The organism is Oceanispirochaeta crateris, from assembly GCF_008329965.1.
Lineage (GTDB): Bacteria > Spirochaetota > Spirochaetia > DSM-2461 > DSM-2461 > Oceanispirochaeta > Oceanispirochaeta crateris.
Map to the genome: position 1 here is coordinate 1,326,006 of NZ_CP036150.1, position 16,097 is coordinate 1,342,102.

15 protein-coding genes are annotated in these 16,097 nt (G+C 40.2%); 2 read left to right on the forward strand and 13 right to left on the reverse strand.

Annotation, left to right across the window (positions count from 1 at the left end; translation table 11 throughout):
* Positions 1-17: 17 nt before the first annotated feature.
* The 12 genes from EXM22_RS06050 to rpe all read right to left on the reverse strand — a co-directional run bounded on the left by EXM22_RS06050 (position 18) and on the right by rpe (position 11,349).
* On the reverse strand, positions 18-1,526 hold the full coding sequence (locus EXM22_RS06050; protein WP_149485649.1) for a sigma-54-dependent Fis family transcriptional regulator: 1,509 nt from the start codon (positions 1,524-1,526) through the stop codon (positions 18-20).
* Between the two features lie 12 nt (positions 1,527-1,538).
* Complete coding sequence (gene rpsA, locus EXM22_RS06055) at positions 1,539-3,239, reverse strand: 30S ribosomal protein S1 (RefSeq protein ID WP_149485650.1); 1,701 nt, start codon at positions 3,237-3,239, stop codon at positions 1,539-1,541.
* A 20-nt stretch (positions 3,240-3,259) separates the two neighbouring features.
* Positions 3,260-3,898 carry a (d)CMP kinase gene (cmk, locus tag EXM22_RS06060; protein ID WP_149485651.1) on the reverse strand — a complete coding sequence of 213 codons (639 nt, stop codon included), beginning with the start codon at positions 3,896-3,898 and terminating at the stop codon, positions 3,260-3,262.
* Complete coding sequence (locus EXM22_RS06065) at positions 3,895-4,653, reverse strand: pseudouridine synthase (RefSeq protein ID WP_149485652.1); 759 nt, start codon at positions 4,651-4,653, stop codon at positions 3,895-3,897. Before EXM22_RS06065 ends, cmk begins: the two co-directional genes overlap by 4 nt.
* On the reverse strand, positions 4,646-5,185 hold the full coding sequence (gene scpB / locus EXM22_RS06070; protein WP_149485653.1) for an SMC-Scp complex subunit ScpB: 540 nt from the start codon (positions 5,183-5,185) through the stop codon (positions 4,646-4,648). The genes EXM22_RS06065 and scpB overlap by 8 nt, the downstream gene beginning before the upstream one ends.
* Positions 5,154-5,918, reverse strand: a complete 765-nt coding sequence (locus tag EXM22_RS06075; RefSeq protein WP_149485654.1) for a segregation and condensation protein A — start codon at positions 5,916-5,918, stop codon at positions 5,154-5,156. Before EXM22_RS06075 ends, scpB begins: the two co-directional genes overlap by 32 nt.
* Positions 5,911-6,459 carry a 2-amino-4-hydroxy-6-hydroxymethyldihydropteridine diphosphokinase gene (gene folK, locus EXM22_RS06080; protein ID WP_149485655.1) on the reverse strand — a complete coding sequence of 183 codons (549 nt, stop codon included), beginning with the start codon at positions 6,457-6,459 and terminating at the stop codon, positions 5,911-5,913. The genes EXM22_RS06075 and folK overlap by 8 nt, the downstream gene beginning before the upstream one ends.
* Entirely contained in the window at positions 6,456-7,556 is a 1,101-nt protein-coding gene (recA, locus tag EXM22_RS06085) for a recombinase RecA (RefSeq protein WP_149485656.1), read from the reverse strand. The genes folK and recA overlap by 4 nt, the downstream gene beginning before the upstream one ends.
* 159 nt (positions 7,557-7,715) lie before the next feature.
* Positions 7,716-8,810 carry a tetratricopeptide repeat protein gene (locus EXM22_RS06090; protein ID WP_149485657.1) on the reverse strand — a complete coding sequence of 365 codons (1,095 nt, stop codon included), beginning with the start codon at positions 8,808-8,810 and terminating at the stop codon, positions 7,716-7,718.
* A complete protein-coding gene (locus EXM22_RS06095; RefSeq protein ID WP_149485658.1) occupies positions 8,794-9,819 on the reverse strand; it encodes a hypothetical protein in 1,026 nt (341 codons plus the stop codon). Before EXM22_RS06095 ends, EXM22_RS06090 begins: the two co-directional genes overlap by 17 nt.
* Positions 9,812-10,573, reverse strand: coding sequence for a tetratricopeptide repeat protein (locus EXM22_RS06100; RefSeq protein WP_168203377.1), 762 nt, complete (start codon positions 10,571-10,573; stop codon positions 9,812-9,814). Before EXM22_RS06100 ends, EXM22_RS06095 begins: the two co-directional genes overlap by 8 nt.
* A 119-nt stretch (positions 10,574-10,692) precedes the next feature.
* On the reverse strand, positions 10,693-11,349 hold the full coding sequence (gene rpe, locus EXM22_RS06105) for a ribulose-phosphate 3-epimerase (RefSeq protein WP_149485660.1): 657 nt from the start codon (positions 11,347-11,349) through the stop codon (positions 10,693-10,695).
* Positions 11,350-11,543: 194 nt separating this feature from the next.
* Between rpe and EXM22_RS06110 the strand changes: the two genes are divergently transcribed.
* Positions 11,544-12,485: a tetratricopeptide repeat protein gene (locus EXM22_RS06110; protein ID WP_149485661.1), complete on the forward strand. Its 942-nt coding sequence runs from the start codon at positions 11,544-11,546 to the stop codon at positions 12,483-12,485.
* A 21-nt stretch (positions 12,486-12,506) separates the two neighbouring features.
* Positions 12,507-15,200 carry a transcription elongation factor GreA gene (gene greA / locus EXM22_RS06115; RefSeq protein ID WP_149485662.1) on the forward strand — a complete coding sequence of 898 codons (2,694 nt, stop codon included), beginning with the start codon at positions 12,507-12,509 and terminating at the stop codon, positions 15,198-15,200.
* Positions 15,201-15,271: 71 nt separating this feature from the next.
* On the opposite strand, the gene EXM22_RS06120 is transcribed toward greA, so the two are convergent.
* The gene (locus EXM22_RS06120) at positions 15,272-16,045 is read right to left on the reverse strand and encodes a YesL family protein (RefSeq protein ID WP_149485663.1); all 774 of its coding nucleotides are present in this window, start codon (positions 16,043-16,045) and stop codon (positions 15,272-15,274) included.
* Positions 16,046-16,097: the final 52 nt, after the last annotated feature.

Consider the following 16,097-nt stretch of genomic DNA (forward strand, 5'->3'; position numbering starts at 1 on the left):
GTGATCCGGAAAAATTCCTATACTTTAATCTCCAGATCCTTCATTAGTCTGGACAAGTAAGTTCTCTGTATACCCAACTTCGCAGCTGTCTCGGTCTGATTATTATTACAGTTACCGAGTACTCTTTTTATATAATTTTTTTTAAATATATTCACTGCCTCTTTCAGGCTTTTTCCTTTATATCCCGGCATAGAACGCTCTTTTTCTCTTGATAGGAGAAGATCCTCCGTATCAATAAGGGATACCTTAGAGACAATGACCGCTCTTTCAATTACATTTTCAAGTTCTCTCACATTGCCGGGCCAACTGTAGGAAAATAGCAACTCTCTTGCTTCCGGCGAAATACCTTTGATATCCTTCCTGTTCCTGGCCGAATACTTACTCAGAAAATAATCGCTAAGGACTTCAATATCATCCGCCCGGTCTCTTAGAGCCGGTATATTCACAGGTAGCACATTGAGTCTGTAGTAAAGGTCTTCTCTAAAAGAGCCCTTGTCTACCATGCTTTCAAGATTTCTGTTGGTAGCAGCGATAATCCTGACATCAACCATGATGGTGTCAGATGACCCCAGGGGTTCAAATTGTTTATTCTGGAGAACTCTCAACAGTTTAGCCTGAACATTCAGACTAATTTCCCCAATCTCATCCAGAAAAATTGTCCCACCATCTGCCAGTGAAAAACGACCTAATCGTTCATTGGAAGCATCTGTAAATGCACCCTTAACATGACCGAATAGCTCACTTTCAAGCAATTCTTCTGGAATGGCTGCACAATTGAGCCTAACAAATGTTTCTTTACTCCGGGGACTCCTCAAATGGACCTGTTCGGCAAAAAGTTCTTTACCTACACCACTCTCTCCTGTTATTAAAACAGGCGAGTCTGATTTTGAAATCTTATCCGTAATTCCTAAAAGTTGCTCTATCTCACTACTTTTAAAAATCATCTTATGAAACCCGCTATCAGACTCTACACGATCCTGAAGGCGAAACAGTTCATCTTTGACCTTTTTAAATGATTGGGCATTCTGATATGCTAAAGATGCCTGATTGGTAAATATTTCCAACCATTCAAGATCCTCTTCTGTAAAGTTGCTTCCATTCTCTTTGTTGATGACTTCTATGACTCCAACGCACTGATCTTTCATCCTTAAAGGGACAGCAAGAATTGAGGTTGTTTTATAACCAACATCTTTATCAATTTCGGAAAAAAAACGAGGATCATTTTCAACATCATTCACAATGAGGGATGTATTATTCTGGGCGACCCATCCGGCTATGCCCTCCCCCATTTTTACAGTGAATTTCCGAACTTCCTCACTCTTTGTTCCCAGAGCTATTTCAAAATATAGAAGGTCTGTTTCTGTATCAAGTAAAAGAAGAGAAGAAGACTCGCCCCCGGTGAGGCGAGTCGACGATTCAAGGATATGAGTCATAAGAACGCGGACATCTGTATAATTTGAGTTAATAAGATTATTAATCTCAATCAGTGTATCCAGTCTTTTTCGATCAACTTTGTCAGCAACCATAGTACTGAAAGATCAGCTTTCTTTATCCTTGAGCATATCCGCGAGTGTGAAGGTAGAATCACCACCATCATCTTCATGAATATACTTGGATATTTCCTTTTTCTGTTCTCTTAGTTTCATCTCTTTAACAGAGAGGGAAAGCTTCTGCTTTCCTGGCTGAAGTTCAATAACAGAGGCTGAAATCTTTTCCCCAACCTTATACTTGCCCAGCATCTCATCCGGATCGGCATCACGATCTTCACTGAGGTTGTTTTTATGTACTAATCCCTCGATATCACCCTGAACTTTAACAAAGAGTCCAAAATCTGTGATATTGGAGACTTCACCTTCTATGACACTTCCCTTGGGATAAATTCTTAGCAGTTCTGCCCATGGATCTTCGGAAAGCTGTTTTACTCCAAGACGTATGCGATGAGCTTCAACGTCAACATTAGTAACGGTGACATCGATTTCTTCCCCTTCGGTCAACATAGAAGAAGGATTCTTAATTTTTTTGGTCCATGATAAATCATCGACATGGAGAAACCCGTCAATCCCTTCTTCAAGTTCAATAAAAGCACCGGCATTGGTCACTTTTTTGATTTCTCTTTTCAGCTTCATTCCCACTGGATACTTTGCTTCCATTTCATCCCAGGGGTTAGGAAGGACCTGTTTCATTCCGAGAGAAATACGACCATCATGTATATCGTAACCAAGAATCATGGCTTCGACTTCATCTCCGATATTCATGAGTTCTTTAGGATGCTTGATCCGTTTTACCCAAGATAATTCAGAAATATGAGCCAGTCCCTCAATGCCCTCTTCAATTTCAATGAAAGCACCAAATTCGGTTAACTTTGTGACTTTTCCTTTGACGACATCTTCTACCTGGTAACGATCTTCAAAACTGGACCAAGGATCTTCTGTGAAATGTTTAAGTGAAAGATTGATTTTTTCATCTTCCGGTTCAAGACGAATCACTTTCAGCTTGATTCCCTGGCCTTTCTTCACATAATCTTTGGGTCTGTTCACATGGCCCCAACTCATATCATTGATATGCAGAAGACCATCAAATCCGCCCAAATCTATAAAAGCACCAAAGGATGTAAAACTCTTTACAACACCTGTTACTTCATCATTAATGGATGTTTTTTCAAAAAATTCTTTCTTAGCAGCAGAAAGTCTTTCTTCAAGAAGCTCTCTTCTAGAAAGAACAATGTTTACTTTCTTATCGTTATACAATCTTTCAATGTAGAAATCGGATTCTAGACCCACATACTCTTCGGGTTCTTCGATTCTATGCAGGTCCATCTTTGAAATGGGAATAAAAGCTCTCACTTCGATTCCGAGATCAACCTCAAAACCACCCTTTATAGATTTTACAACTTTACCTTTAATTGTCTTGTGATCCTGAAAGGCATCGCGGAGTTCTTTCCACATGACCTTTGCATCAGCTTTCTTCTTGGAAACGACAATTTCGCCGTGTTTCCCTTCTCTTTTAACGAGGACTACAGAAACAATTTCACCAATAACAGGAGCTTCTTTGAACTCGGCAAGTGGTATTTTTCCTTCAGATTTATAGCCAATATCAATAAATACAAATTCACTGTCTACCTGAATGACATGGCCATCTACCAGCTGTCCTTCCTCAAGCTGGTCCATAGCCTTCAGGTATTCTTCCTGAAGTTGTGTCTGGCTGTTGTTCTCTGCTGCAGCAGCATCCGTCTTTCCCATAACCGTTCCGTTCTCCTGAATTAGTTTAATTCTTTAATTTTACCTGTTACTTTCTCACATACTTGCTCTAACGTCAAGGCGGATGTATCTAAATATAAGGCGTCCTCAGAGATGATAAGGCTGCCCTCTTCTTTGTTTCTGTCAATGACATCCCGCTGTCGGATTCCTTCTAAAATATCCTCATAATCCAGATCGCTAACACCCTGCTTAAATCGTCTTTCAGCACGGATTTCGGGGGAAGCATCTAAAAAGACCTTTACCTCCGCTTGAGGGAAAACAACAGTTGTCATATCTCGTCCTTCGGCAACGAGATCCAGTGTATGGCTAATGTTTCTCAGTTTATCATTTACAATATGCCTTATAGGCACGATTGCCGAAACCTGAGCTACAATTTTATCCACGGCGTCGCTGTGAAGTTCGTCTTCTACATCTTCACCGTTCATATACAATCGGTTTTCCCGAATTTCCATTTCAGTTTGTTTCGCTAATTCAACCGCTTTTTTTTCATCCTGAAAACTCAGATTGCTCCTCAATAACAGGAGGGAGACAGCTCTGTAAAAATTTCCAGAATTGAGGTTAAAATAGTTCATTTCCCTGGCAATGGCCGAGGCGATACTGCTTTTTCCAACCCCCGCGGGTCCGTCAATGGCAACGATCATCTTTTAGGCTTCCCCCGGTTATTTTTTTTATTCTCCAAGGCCTGATTTTTAAGTTGTTCCACCTCTCGGGGGGTCAACTTTCTAAAACGTCCGGAGGCAAGACCGGTGAGCTTTATATTTCCGACTCTGATCCTGTGAATACTTTTCAACGTGATGTTTCGGGATAGAAAGACCTTGCGAAGTTCCTTGTTTTTTCCTTCTTCAAGGACAATATGTACAGTTCTGGTCCCTTTGAAAGTATAATTTTTCAAGCGAAAGAATTCTCCCTGGACGGAGATACCTTTTTTGAACTGTTCCATCAGTTCTCCGGGGATTTCCTTCTTTGTTGTTACAACATACTCTTTTTCCACATGGGAAGAGGGATGAGTCATCAGCTTTGAAAAATCACCATCGTTTGTAAAGAAAAGAAGTCCGGATGTCATATAATCCAGACGGCCAACATTGAAAAGTCGGCGATGTGTAGCATCAGAAAGCAGATCTATAGCCAGAGGCCTTCCGTCACGATCCTGATTTGAGCATATAAAACCTGATGGTTTATGCAAAGCAATATAAACATGTTCTTTTTCAGGATGCACCGGGCGTCCATTATAACAGACCTCATCTCCATCGCTGACTTTTGTTCCTGGGGTCAGAACGGACTTTCCGTTTACCGAAACCCGGCCTTCACTGATATACTCTTCACATTTTCTCCGACTGCCGACTCCGCAGCGCGCCAGATAAACCTGTAATCTCAGCTGTTCTTCAATCTTATCCATTTAACTCAAACCTCTTCTGCTCCACCTCATCCAACTTGGGTAGATCAGCAATACTTTTTAGCCTGAAAAGCTTCAGGAATTCCTTAGATGTCCCATACTGAATTGGTTTACCCGGGACATCTTTTTTACCAACCTCTCTGATGAGAGACCGTTTCAACAAGAGACGGATCATTCCGTCGGAACTGACTCCCCTGAGATTTTCAATCTCGGCCTTGGTCAGCGGTTGAGAATAGGCGATTATGGATAATGTTTCCATAGCAGCTCGGGATAATTTCTCTTCGTTTTTCTTTCCGTAATAGTCTTTTAGATTATCCCAAAGTTCTTCTTTGGCCGCGAGAACATAACCGTCATGAACTTCATTGAGAGAAATCCCATGTTCATCACCTGAATAATGCTTTTGTAACTCTTCAAGAACGTCCTTGACTACATCTCGGGAAAGTCCGGAGACTTTAGACAGATGCATTATGCTAACGGGTTCACTTTCCAAGAAAAGCGCTGCTTCAATTATCGATCTTTCCTGATTGAGATTCATTTCTTCCACCCACTTCTTCCGGTTTTCTGGCCTTTATCATAATATCCCCAAAAAGACGGTTCTGAAAGACCATTATCAGCCTCATTTTAACAGATTCAAGGACCGCAAGAAAAGCGCAAACGATCTCCATGATAGATTCGGGATTGATCAGAATATCTGTGAAACCGAATTCTCCCTTTTCTTCCAAGAGTTCCTGTATGAGAGTAATTTTTTCATTGACAGTCACCTCTTCATATAAGTTGACAATGGCTTCCTGGGTCAATGAGCCCATGACATCTGCAAAACTTTGAAGAAGTTCCCAAACATCAACCTCTTCCCAAAGATCTTTCTCATCCTCAAAGGGGAGCATTCTCTGTTTTTTCTTTCTTTCAATCACCCATTCTGTTGATTTTTCCTGTTCAGTCATGAGCTCGGAGAGCTTTTTATATTTTTGATAATCAATCAGCTTAGCAACTAACTCTTCACGGGGATCTTCAATTTCATCTGAAAAATCGATTTCAACAGGAAGAAGCATTCTGGATTTAATATAAAGGAGAGTGGCTGCCAACAGATAAAATTCGGTGACATTTTCAAGATTAACAGCAGTAGCATACTTCATATAAGACAGATACTGTTCTGTAATGGAGGCGATGGGGATATCATAGATGTTCACTTCATTCTTTCTGATCAGAAACAAAAGAAGGTCAAGAGGACCCTCAAATTGCTCTAATTGAAATGTAACATTTTCACTCATTTACGGTTTCCTCAGAGATCCAGAACCGACTGGAATCAGTCGTTTTCTTTTTAATACATTCTATTCCCTGATCCCTATTTTTTTCCAGAGATTCAGTCAGCACACTGTATTGGGGATGGTCTTCTGGTAACAACTCCAAAAGAGGATAAAGTACAAAGGCTCGCTCTCTAATCCCGGGGTGCGGAAGAGTTAGAACATCCTCCTGACGAACCTCGCTCCCAAAAAAAAGAAGATCCAGGTCCAGAGTACGGGGTCCTTTTGAAATTTCGAGGCTTCGATTTCTTCCCCTTAAGGCTTCTATACGATGCAGCTCTGAAAGCAGCTGAAAAGAACTTCCTCTAAAGATACCGGAATATACAATATTATAAAATGAAGGCTGATCGGTAAACATGAGGGGCATGGTTTCCCAAAGTGATGAAAAGTCCGGTTCTTCCAGAATTTCACTCAAAGCAAGCCATGCTGACATCAGGTTTTCAAAACGGTTCCCCACATTAGAACCGCCGCCTATATATACTTTGTTTTCAACAACCCCAGTAATCAGAAAAGTCCTTCCTTGTCTTCTTTAGCACTACTCTTTTTGGCAGTTTTACCGGCGGGTTTTTCTTCCTTCGCCTCTTCTTTCTTAGGAGCTATTTTCTTAGGGAACATGATCTGTCGGAGTTGAACCAGTAGGCTGTCTGCGACCAGTTCATTTTCTTCAAGATATTTTTTGACATTATCCCGGCCTTGACCGATCCGTTCTTCTCCCATGGAATACCAGCTGCCGCTTTTCTGTATCAGTTCATATTTTACTGCAGCATCCATCAAACTGGCACTGGCAGAGATGCCCTTACCAAAGATAATTTCCAATTCAGCTTTTCGAAAAGGAGGAGCAACTTTGTTTTTGACAACCTTGACGCGGACCCTGTTTCCGATAGCATCCTCCTGCCCTTTAGCCATTGTTTCAATTTTTCTGACTTCTAAACGGACAGAGGCATAAAACTTCAAGGCGTTCCCACCGGTCGTTGTTTCGGGATTCCCAAACATAACACCGATCTTCATCCTGATTTGATTAATAAAAACTAGACAGGTATTTGACTTGGAGATAATTCCAGTCAATTTTCTTAAGGCCTGACTCATCAATCTGGCCTGGAGGCCGACATGAGAATCACCCATATCCCCTTCAATTTCTGCACGGGGAGTCAATGCTGCCACAGAGTCGACAACAATGATATCAACGGCTCCGGATCGCACCAGGGATTCTGTAATTTCAAGTGACTGTTCACCCGTATCAGGCTGAGAAACCCACAGCTCTTCAACATTAACCCCCAATCCTCTTGCGTATACGGGGTCTAGAGCATGCTCAGCGTCGATAAAAGCAGCAATGCCACCTTTCTTCTGTGCTTCAGCAATAGCATGCAAGGCCAGAGTCGTTTTTCCCGAAGATTCCGGACCGTAAACCTCAATAATTCTGCCCTTGGGGTAACCTCCGACACCCAGGGCTTCATCCAGCAGGATTGATCCTGAAGAGATTGTATCTATTTCCAACATGGGCTGATCACCCATTTTCATGAGAGACCCTTTTCCATACTGTTTTTCTATCTGGAGACGTGCGGCTTCAATCGCCTTTTTTTTATCTTCCGTATTTTTATCTGCCATGATTTCCCTCCCTGAACATAATACTGCACACAGGAGCTCTTTTGAGAGCTTCCGGTAATAATACAGTAAATCCTGCCTTCATGCTTCATACATTTTGCATTATTTATTCAAATGACAAAACACTATACATTTGTTTGCATAAATATAACAGATACAGAATCAAGGATCAACAATATTCCTGAGTGAAGTGACTTTGATACGAAAGCGGTTTTTATCCAGAACCTCAATTTGACCCAGAACTTCCAGTGGGAGGGCACTGTCTAATCTGACCTGAAAGTCCGTATAAGAGGGAACAATTCCTTCTAAAACCTGCGCCGTTTCATAGCCGACAAGAAAATCGAAAGCCATGCCCGGATCCTTCATTTCCAGGTTTGACATCCTTCCTTTCCAGCGCACAAAACATTTGTTATAAAGATAGGGATTTTCCTGTACTGACTTAAATTCATAAATATTTGTAAAAGAGGTCATGTCGGGAGATTTCAAATAACCTTCTAAAATTCTTGCCCGCTGTTTTGCCGATTCAGATGCATTGGAATATAAGATTCTGTTAATCTCAGATTGAGCCCGGTTATCATTGAAATCATCAAAATATGTTTGGGCAGTTTTCAAACTGGTCAATATCTGGTCTTCACTGAGGTTAAAGATGAACCCAAGAGGGTTCTCTTCGGTCAATTTCTCTTTTTTAAGATCTTTGAACAGATAGGAGAGATTCTCACGAGAAGGCAGGTCCTGACGATCCAGCAATGACCCGACAGCCTCTCTATTGACAAAAACAGTGAAAAATAGAGCAGCCAAGAGCACCAACCCCAAGATCCATAAGGGAAGGGGTTTTCTTAATTTAGGAAGAAATGGTTTGAAATTACTCCTCAGTAAAAACTGATCCATTGCTTCTGAGTCAGAAATTTTACGAATTTTATCGAGACCTTTCTTGGCTTCACGGCAAGAGGAATCAATATCGAGGATACCCAACCATAACCTGACCGCTTCAGTGGTGTCTTTTTTACGCAGGGCCAAAGTGGCTAGAAACAAACGGGGTTCTACTGCTTTGCGGTTGACCTGGACGGCCCTTTTTAAATATGTATCAGCCCCACCGTTATCGCCATTGCGGAGGCAAGCGACTCCTAAAATGTAGTAAAATTGATAATTTTCAAGAAAAAGAGGAACCTTGGGCTCAAGAGTACTCACGACCTTACCGTACTGGCCCGCCCTGAGAAGTTTATATGCTTTTTTAAGTGTTTTATTGTAAATTTTCATAGTGAAACAATTTCTGCTTTAATTTCTCCAGTTCTTCTTCAAAGTATTCTGTTTGAGAATTATAGACCGGATCATCCGACAATAATAGAAGATTCAGTTCATCAACGAGTTTGTCAATCAGGTCCAGGTCATACTGAAGAGCATAATTGAGAATCATTTCTTTTCCATTCTGGGGCAACTGCGCAGCGTGATCAGCCGAGAGGGTTGAATCGGATTGCAACACGTCTCTCACAGGCCCTCCAGCAGTAAGAGCATACTGTACTGAAAGTTCTGTACCAGGAGGGATTGAAACTGGATTGTAGTAGATGGCCGCAGCGGAATCGTTAATTGAATAAGGAAGAAGCGAAAAATCACGGCCTTCTCTCAAATTAAAATCCCAATCACTGTCATTCAGTCTTTTCCAGTTTGCAAATATGAGTTGATCAGGCTTTCTGTCACCCAAAGCAGTATAAGTCATCCGACTCCCTGTATCATTGGCAGGAAATGTTCCCCAATATGCAGGAATCGCTGCAGCAATCCATCTTTTCTCCGAATCAACAGGCTGATTTCCTTCTACCATAAAGTCGGGGCCCTCAGTATTATTATGAGTATCCAAGAGCTCCTTGAGTCCAACAGAAATATAATTTTTGGAAAGATTTCTCACAGTGATTGTGATTTTAAATCCCTTAATGCCATGGTCAACCTGAACCGATTGCGTAACATGAAGGATATTATTGCTCCAATGGGCGACAATGAACCCGGAATGCTCTTCTATGTGCTGATTAAAAAATGAGTTTTTCTGCAATCTGTAAACTCTGTTGTCCAACACAAGATCGGTATAGGAGGTTCTATTGTCCCTGTCCTCAAAAAAAGATCTCAGTCTTCCATCCTGATTATAAAAAAGGCTCCATACACCATCTTTTTCATTGAAAATAATTTTTGAAGAATGATCCTTTACTTCCAAGGCGGAAAGGGAAATGGAAATACAGAAAAAGAAGACCATCAAAACAATTGATTTTAACTTAGTCATTTTGATCTCCTCCGTTATTGTCCTTCATGAGAGTCTCTTTTAATTGAAGCAATGATTCCTTCAGTTGTAGAAGATTCAATCGGTTTTCATACAGCTCTCTAGTTTTGGTCAGCTCAATCAACTTTTCCTGATATACAGAGAGGGCCTGGTTGAACTCTTTTTCTTTTAGTTCATATTCGCTGGAACTCTTTAAAAATTCCTCATGACTCCACTGCAGGAGTTTTAACAATTCCTCTTCCCTGTAGCAGTATTCTATGAGGGATAATCTATATCTGGCAGCCTCGACTTTAACACTCCGGGGATAATTTTTAAGCAGATTGTTGTATATTTCTTCTGCTTCTTCAAAGCGTCCCAAATAGTATAGGGATTCACCAATCCAGAAAAGGCTGTTTGAACCATAGGAACTCAGAGGGAACGTCGTCAAAAAGGAAGAGTAAAAATGGATGGTGTTCTCATATTCTTCCTGTAAAAAAAGGATTCGACCCTTATAGTAGCGAGCATCCGTGTTGTATTTATGACTGGGGTACTGAATCAGAAAGTCTTCAAGGATCTCAGTTGCCTCTGTGAGGTCATTATTTTCAAAATAACACCTAAAAAGCCAATATTCTGATTCTCCATGGATTTCAAGAGAATCAGGATCATCCAAAATCGTCTGAAACAGCCGGGAAGACTGTTCATACCGGGCTTCCCTAAATAAATCCAGGGCATAAAGAAATTCATCCTCAAGAGGAGCGGCGGATGCAGTAGCTTGCATAGCCATAAATAAACTGAAGACCAACAACTTGAACCGAAGAGCGTTCCTTTCCATCAGACAATACCTCACATCTCAACCATCGGTATCAGGGTCCTTAAAGTAAAACCCCAATATTCAAGTTAACAGTTTTTCATATAGGAAAGTTCGGCACCTGGATCATCGGCCCCGAAAAAGGCAGAACCGGCCACAAAAACATCAATTCCTGAATCCTTGGCTTTCTGAATTGATGATCGATTAATACCACCGTCTACGGATATATCAAATACAAAACCCTTATCTTCTTTGATTTGTGCCAATTTATTTACTTTATCAAGGCACTCGGGAATCATACTCTGCCCGCCATAACCGGGGTTGACGGTCATAATAAGAACGAGATCTACAAATGGAAGCAGTTCTACAATCTGGGAAACTGGAGTCGAGGGGACTATTGAGATTCCTGCTTTAGCACCGCCTGCTTTGATGATCTGTATCGTTCTATGAGAATGAACAGAGGCCTCTGTATGAAAGGTAATAAAATCAGAACCGGCTTTTAAAAATGCGGAAATATGATTTTCGGGCTTCTCTATCATGAGATGAACATCCAAGGGCAGTTTCGTCAAAGAACGTACTGCACGAACCATTTGAGCACCAAAACTGATTTCAGGTACAAAAGAACCATCCATAACATCCAGATGGACCCAGTCTCCTCCACTCGTTTCGATCAATTGAATTCCTTCATGGATTCTTGAAAAATCTGCAGCTAAAACCGATGGAGCGCATTTCGTTAATTTCTTCATATATATATTATACTCATATCCGTTTTTTTGTAAAACTGGATATGAAACTTTAAATTTAAGGATTTGAATAATTTAGTTATATCAGAAAGACCAGTTTTATTGACTAAAGTGAAGGGACAAGTATAATAAGAAAGATGCAGTAAAGCATTTACCTAGGATGCTTTTATGTATTTTGCAGAATCAGAAAAACAGGTATGAGTGAAACCAAGCTTGAAAAGAACATAGATGAGCACCTCGAAGACGTCTATCGTTCTGTTTCTGCACGAGATATTGAAAAAGCTTTGTCCCAATTGGACGAGGCTTATTCCATAGACTTTGACCGTATTGAACTGGCTGGTCTTCTCAGAATTCTCAAGTTCTGGAAAGAACGCTGGTTCAGAATGGCAGATTTTTCAGGCCTATACGAAAAAGGTGATTATCTGCTGAACCAGTGGGATCAATTTATGAATTGGTATCCCACTATTAACAGCGACGCATGTGAGAGAGGGATTCAATCCCTCAAATACATGGTTCATTCAGAAGCGCTGGACTGTTATGAACAGCTTCATCTGGATGACAACAATGATTTGGAACTGCTCCTGGGTATCGGAAGATGCAACAAGGTGCTGGGGAACTATGAAAGAGCGGTCAGCATCCTGGAAAAGGGAGTAAAAATCAGCAGAGAGAATCCAGTGATTCTTGCCGAACTGGCTGATACATATGCCCTGGTTGATGAAATGCAGGGTGCAAAAATATTTTTTCGTGAAGCTTTTTACCTTGATCCTGATCTGGTTGATCTAAACCGTTTGGAATCAGGTTTGATAATAAAGTTGATTGAGAAAGTTTCAAAAACCGGTATTGATATGAAATACATTAAAGATTGGATTCCAGTTTATGGAGTGATCTATGGTGTGTTCAATATCAAGAGAGAAATGAGACCAATTGAGTACGGTAAACTCAAGCAGTCCATATTTTCTCTTCAGAACGAAATCCGGCAGAACAACGAGAACGGGAAGCTGGTACCCCGTTTAATAAATAGGTATTTTTGGCTTATTGACCACTATATAAGCATAAAAGAAGATAGAAAAACGATTGACGAGGTCCTGATGAATATCAAACTGCTAAACCCGTCAATATACCGGCAATATATCAATTGACTGTAGGAGTATATAAAAATTATGTCAGACGAAATGATCAGCAAAATTAGTGATTTATTAAATGAGGAAAAGTGGACGAGGGCCGCACTCAGTAACTATACAATCAAAAATTTTGAAGAGCTGGATGAGTCAGTTGAAGAAATCTTGTCTTCCAATGCACAGGATGAAATCAGAGATCTGTGTGAACAGCATCTGGATCATTCAAAAAACAGCATTATCGCTCTTTATATTTCAGGAATCATATCACTGCACAAACAGCAGATTGATGACTCCCACCTGGTAGAGCTCATCAACATTTTCTCAGGAAATCATAAATGGAATATTGTTGAATTTCTGTGTGAGAGGATTCTCAAATTCGGTGAAAATAAAATGGCTCTTAAGGTGCTGGCAGATTGTTATGCCAACGAAGACCGCCTAGAAGATGTCCACGAAATCTGGGAAAGACTGATAAAGATCGACTATGTAGAAGCAGATATAGTCAAGAAGTTGGCAGAAAAAAAAGAAGCCGATGGGAAAATGGATCAAGCCATTGCTTATTATAAGAAAGCAATTCACAGATATATCAATAAAAACTTGTTCACCAACGTGCGGGACATTTGGGGAAAGCTGATTGAATTGAATCTGGAAGATCTTGAATTTTTTCTCCTTGTTGAAAAAAAGATAGCCAAAACAATGTCTCCGGAAAAATCAATGATCCTTCTGGAAGACCTCTACCCCGCCATCCAGTCCAAGGAAGAATGGCAAACAGCAATTGATGTTCTCAAACTGATTCTTCAGTATGATTCAAAAAATCCCTGGGCTCGAAAAGAGATCGTAAACTGTTACAGAAGCCGATTTGATGGACACAGTCAGCTGGAAGAATATATCAAATTATCCAATCTCAATCAGAGTTGGAGGAATATTACCGAAGCGATTTCTGATTTTGAAAAGCACATCTCCTTCGATGCAGGCAACTTTGTATTCCACAAGACATGGGGTGTGGGAGTTATCAGAGAAATCAAGGGTGATCAAATAACCATAGACTTTTCTACGAATCGCGGACATACGATGTCATTGAAAATGGCAGTAAATGCCCTCATCAGTCTGACAAAGAACCACATATGGGTTCTTAAAAGTATTCTGCCAAAGCAAAAACTTCATGATAAAGTCAAAAAAGATATTCCCTGGACTCTTAAAACTGTAATTAGAAGTTTTGACAATGCAGCGGATATGAAACGCATGAAAGCTGAGCTAGTTCCCGCGGTTCTAACCCAGGGAGAGTGGTCCAGCTGGAGTACAGAAGCCAGAAGAATTTTGAAAACAGATGCTAATTTTGGTAATATGCCCGAGAAACTAGATCTGTTCATGGTCAGGGATAAACCCATCACCTTCGAAGAAAAGACCTTTAATAGGTTCAAAGCTGAAACAAATTTCTTTGATAGATATCAGACCATTCTTGAGTTCATGAGAGAGTCAGATCCCGATTCTGATTATTTTTCTGAAATGTTCAACTACTTTACAGCCTTCCTCAAGGCCGCCAACGTCAACGAACATGTAGTTTGTTCTTATCTGTTTATCACTGAAATAATTAAGGATTATCCATTCCTCAATCCCGGCATTAACTATACATTCAAAGAAGTTTTTGATGATATTGAAGATTTAGAATTCATGTTTAATTCTATTCAATATCCGGATTTGAAGAGAGATTTCCTCACTGAATTAAAAGCCAATATTGAAGATTGGCATAATTACTATATCCAGTTGTTTCCTTATTATCTGAACAAATCCGTAGTTGAAGATCTATTAAGCAGTGGTTTTGATTCTTTAGTGAAAGAGAAACTCCAAGATATTATGACTCATTTCCGAGAATTCAGAGAAGCCTTTCTCTGGATAGCCCGTTCGGCTGTGGATGAGCCTTGGTTCCAGTCTCTAGGCATTCCCTATGAGAAGATTCTGATCAATATGATTCACCTTCTGGATATCACTTACAGAGATATCAGCAACAAGAGAAATGTGACTGAAAATAAGAAGCTAAACAGAGCGATTCAGACCTATTTATTTAAAGAAAGCAGATTAGAAAACTTCATCCTTAGTGGAGACGAAGACACCGTAAGCCGACTGTTCACTCTCCTCCAAGATGTGAAAGAAATGGACGTCACCGTAAAACTGGGTATCAAACAAAAAATCAAAGAAAAATATCCAAATATTAAATTCCTGGGCGAAGTGGAAGAGACTCCCACAACCGTTGCCTCCAGAGCCCTCATCGTTCTGGAAAACAGCCTGAGAGAAAAGCAGAAAGAGCTGAAGCATATCCTCGATGTAGAGGTTCCTAAGAACTCGAAAGAAATTGGAATTGCCATTGAAATGGGAGACCTTAAGGAAAATGCCGAATATAAAGCAGGCAAGGAAAAGCAGGAATCTCTTAATATTCAGGTTGGTAAGCTGAAAGAAGGAATTGAAAAAGCAAAGGTTTTTGATCCTTCCACACTTGATCTTAAGAAAGTTTCTTTCGGTACGAAAATTACTCTCTTGAACCTCAATGATGAAAGTGAGGAAATCTTTACCATACTCGGTCCCTGGGAATCCGATCCATCCAATAACGTGATATCCTACATTTCACCCTTTGGTAGCGCCGTCATGGGAACACCTTTGAACAAAGAATCAAAATTTACAATCAATGATAAAGATTACTCCTACAAAGTCACCAAAATTGAAAAAGCTGATTTATTAAATTAAGAAGTTGTAACCCTAAAAAAGGCTGCCCAGTGGCAGCCTTTTTTTTGCTATAATAGCAACTTAAGAAAGTCTCAATCTTTCCATGGAAAGATTGTGCCTCTTAGAGTTCTCGTACCGACCTTTTCCCGTTCCTCACGGATTAAAGCATTCCAGGGAATCTTCTTTCTGTCTGCATCAGGATTTTCTTCCAGATAATCGTACTTCATCAGCATCAATTTCATACAGCTCTCTTGAAGAATCATGATCCCCGCGATTCCAGGAAGAATAAATGCCAGAGCTAGAGAGACAACTGCATTGACTATGATTCCTATAAAAAGCATCACTGCCGCAGCGGTATTATCAAAAAAAAGTATGAAACATTTTTTTAAAATCTTCACAGGATTTTTATCCAGATTATTCATAATGGGAAAGAAAAACATCATTGAAATGCTGACAATGACGCAAACCCAGAATAGAAATGCCAACCCAACCAGACCGAGAACACTTCCGAGAGTTCCATAAAACTGAAATCCTGTGATACAGACAAAATAGAAAAAGAGGGAAAAGATTCCAAAAATGAGACTATTTTTCCAATTTTCCTTCAAATGTTTGAGGATGTCTTTCAATTCTGGAGACTTATAATGGACAAGATCCCGAATATAGCTAGAGACCGCACCAGTGTAGATAAATATAACAAGGACACTGAGGACCAAGGATAAAACACTCAAAACAGGTACACCAATCAATACCTTAGGTATAAAAACTGGTACAGCTAAGAGCAAAATCATCACAAAATTGATCAAAAGGAGGCGGCCCATATTATCCCAGGCATCCCAAAAGGCTTTTTTAAGCATAAATAGTATCATAAAAACTCCTAATCCTCCTCTTACTTATAAAGGAGGATTTTTATTTTATATT

Coding starts and splice junctions, on each gene's coding strand:
- recA (WP_149485656.1), bottom strand. CDS start 7,556: ATGGCAGATAAAAATACGGAAGATAAAAAAAAGGCGATTGAAGCCGCA.
- EXM22_RS06075 (WP_149485654.1), bottom strand. CDS start 5,918: ATGAGTGAAAATGTTACATTTCAATTAGAGCAATTTGAGGGTCCTCTT.
- rpe (WP_149485660.1), bottom strand. CDS start 11,349: ATGAAGAAATTAACGAAATGCGCTCCATCGGTTTTAGCTGCAGATTTT.
- cmk (WP_149485651.1), bottom strand. CDS start 3,898: ATGATCGTTGCCATTGACGGACCCGCGGGGGTTGGAAAAAGCAGTATC.
- EXM22_RS06095 (WP_149485658.1), bottom strand. CDS start 9,819: ATGACTAAGTTAAAATCAATTGTTTTGATGGTCTTCTTTTTCTGTATT.
- EXM22_RS06050 (WP_149485649.1), bottom strand. CDS start 1,526: ATGGTTGCTGACAAAGTTGATCGAAAAAGACTGGATACACTGATTGAG.
- EXM22_RS06090 (WP_149485657.1), bottom strand. CDS start 8,810: ATGAAAATTTACAATAAAACACTTAAAAAAGCATATAAACTTCTCAGG.
- EXM22_RS06100 (WP_168203377.1), bottom strand. CDS start 10,573: ATGCAAGCTACTGCATCCGCCGCTCCTCTTGAGGATGAATTTCTTTAT.
- EXM22_RS06120 (WP_149485663.1), bottom strand. CDS start 16,045: ATGATACTATTTATGCTTAAAAAAGCCTTTTGGGATGCCTGGGATAAT.
- EXM22_RS06110 (WP_149485661.1), top strand. CDS start 11,544: ATGAGTGAAACCAAGCTTGAAAAGAACATAGATGAGCACCTCGAAGAC.
- greA (WP_149485662.1), top strand. CDS start 12,507: ATGTCAGACGAAATGATCAGCAAAATTAGTGATTTATTAAATGAGGAA.
- EXM22_RS06065 (WP_149485652.1), bottom strand. CDS start 4,653: ATGGATAAGATTGAAGAACAGCTGAGATTACAGGTTTATCTGGCGCGC.
- scpB (WP_149485653.1), bottom strand. CDS start 5,185: ATGAATCTCAATCAGGAAAGATCGATAATTGAAGCAGCGCTTTTCTTG.
- rpsA (WP_149485650.1), bottom strand. CDS start 3,239: ATGGGAAAGACGGATGCTGCTGCAGCAGAGAACAACAGCCAGACACAA.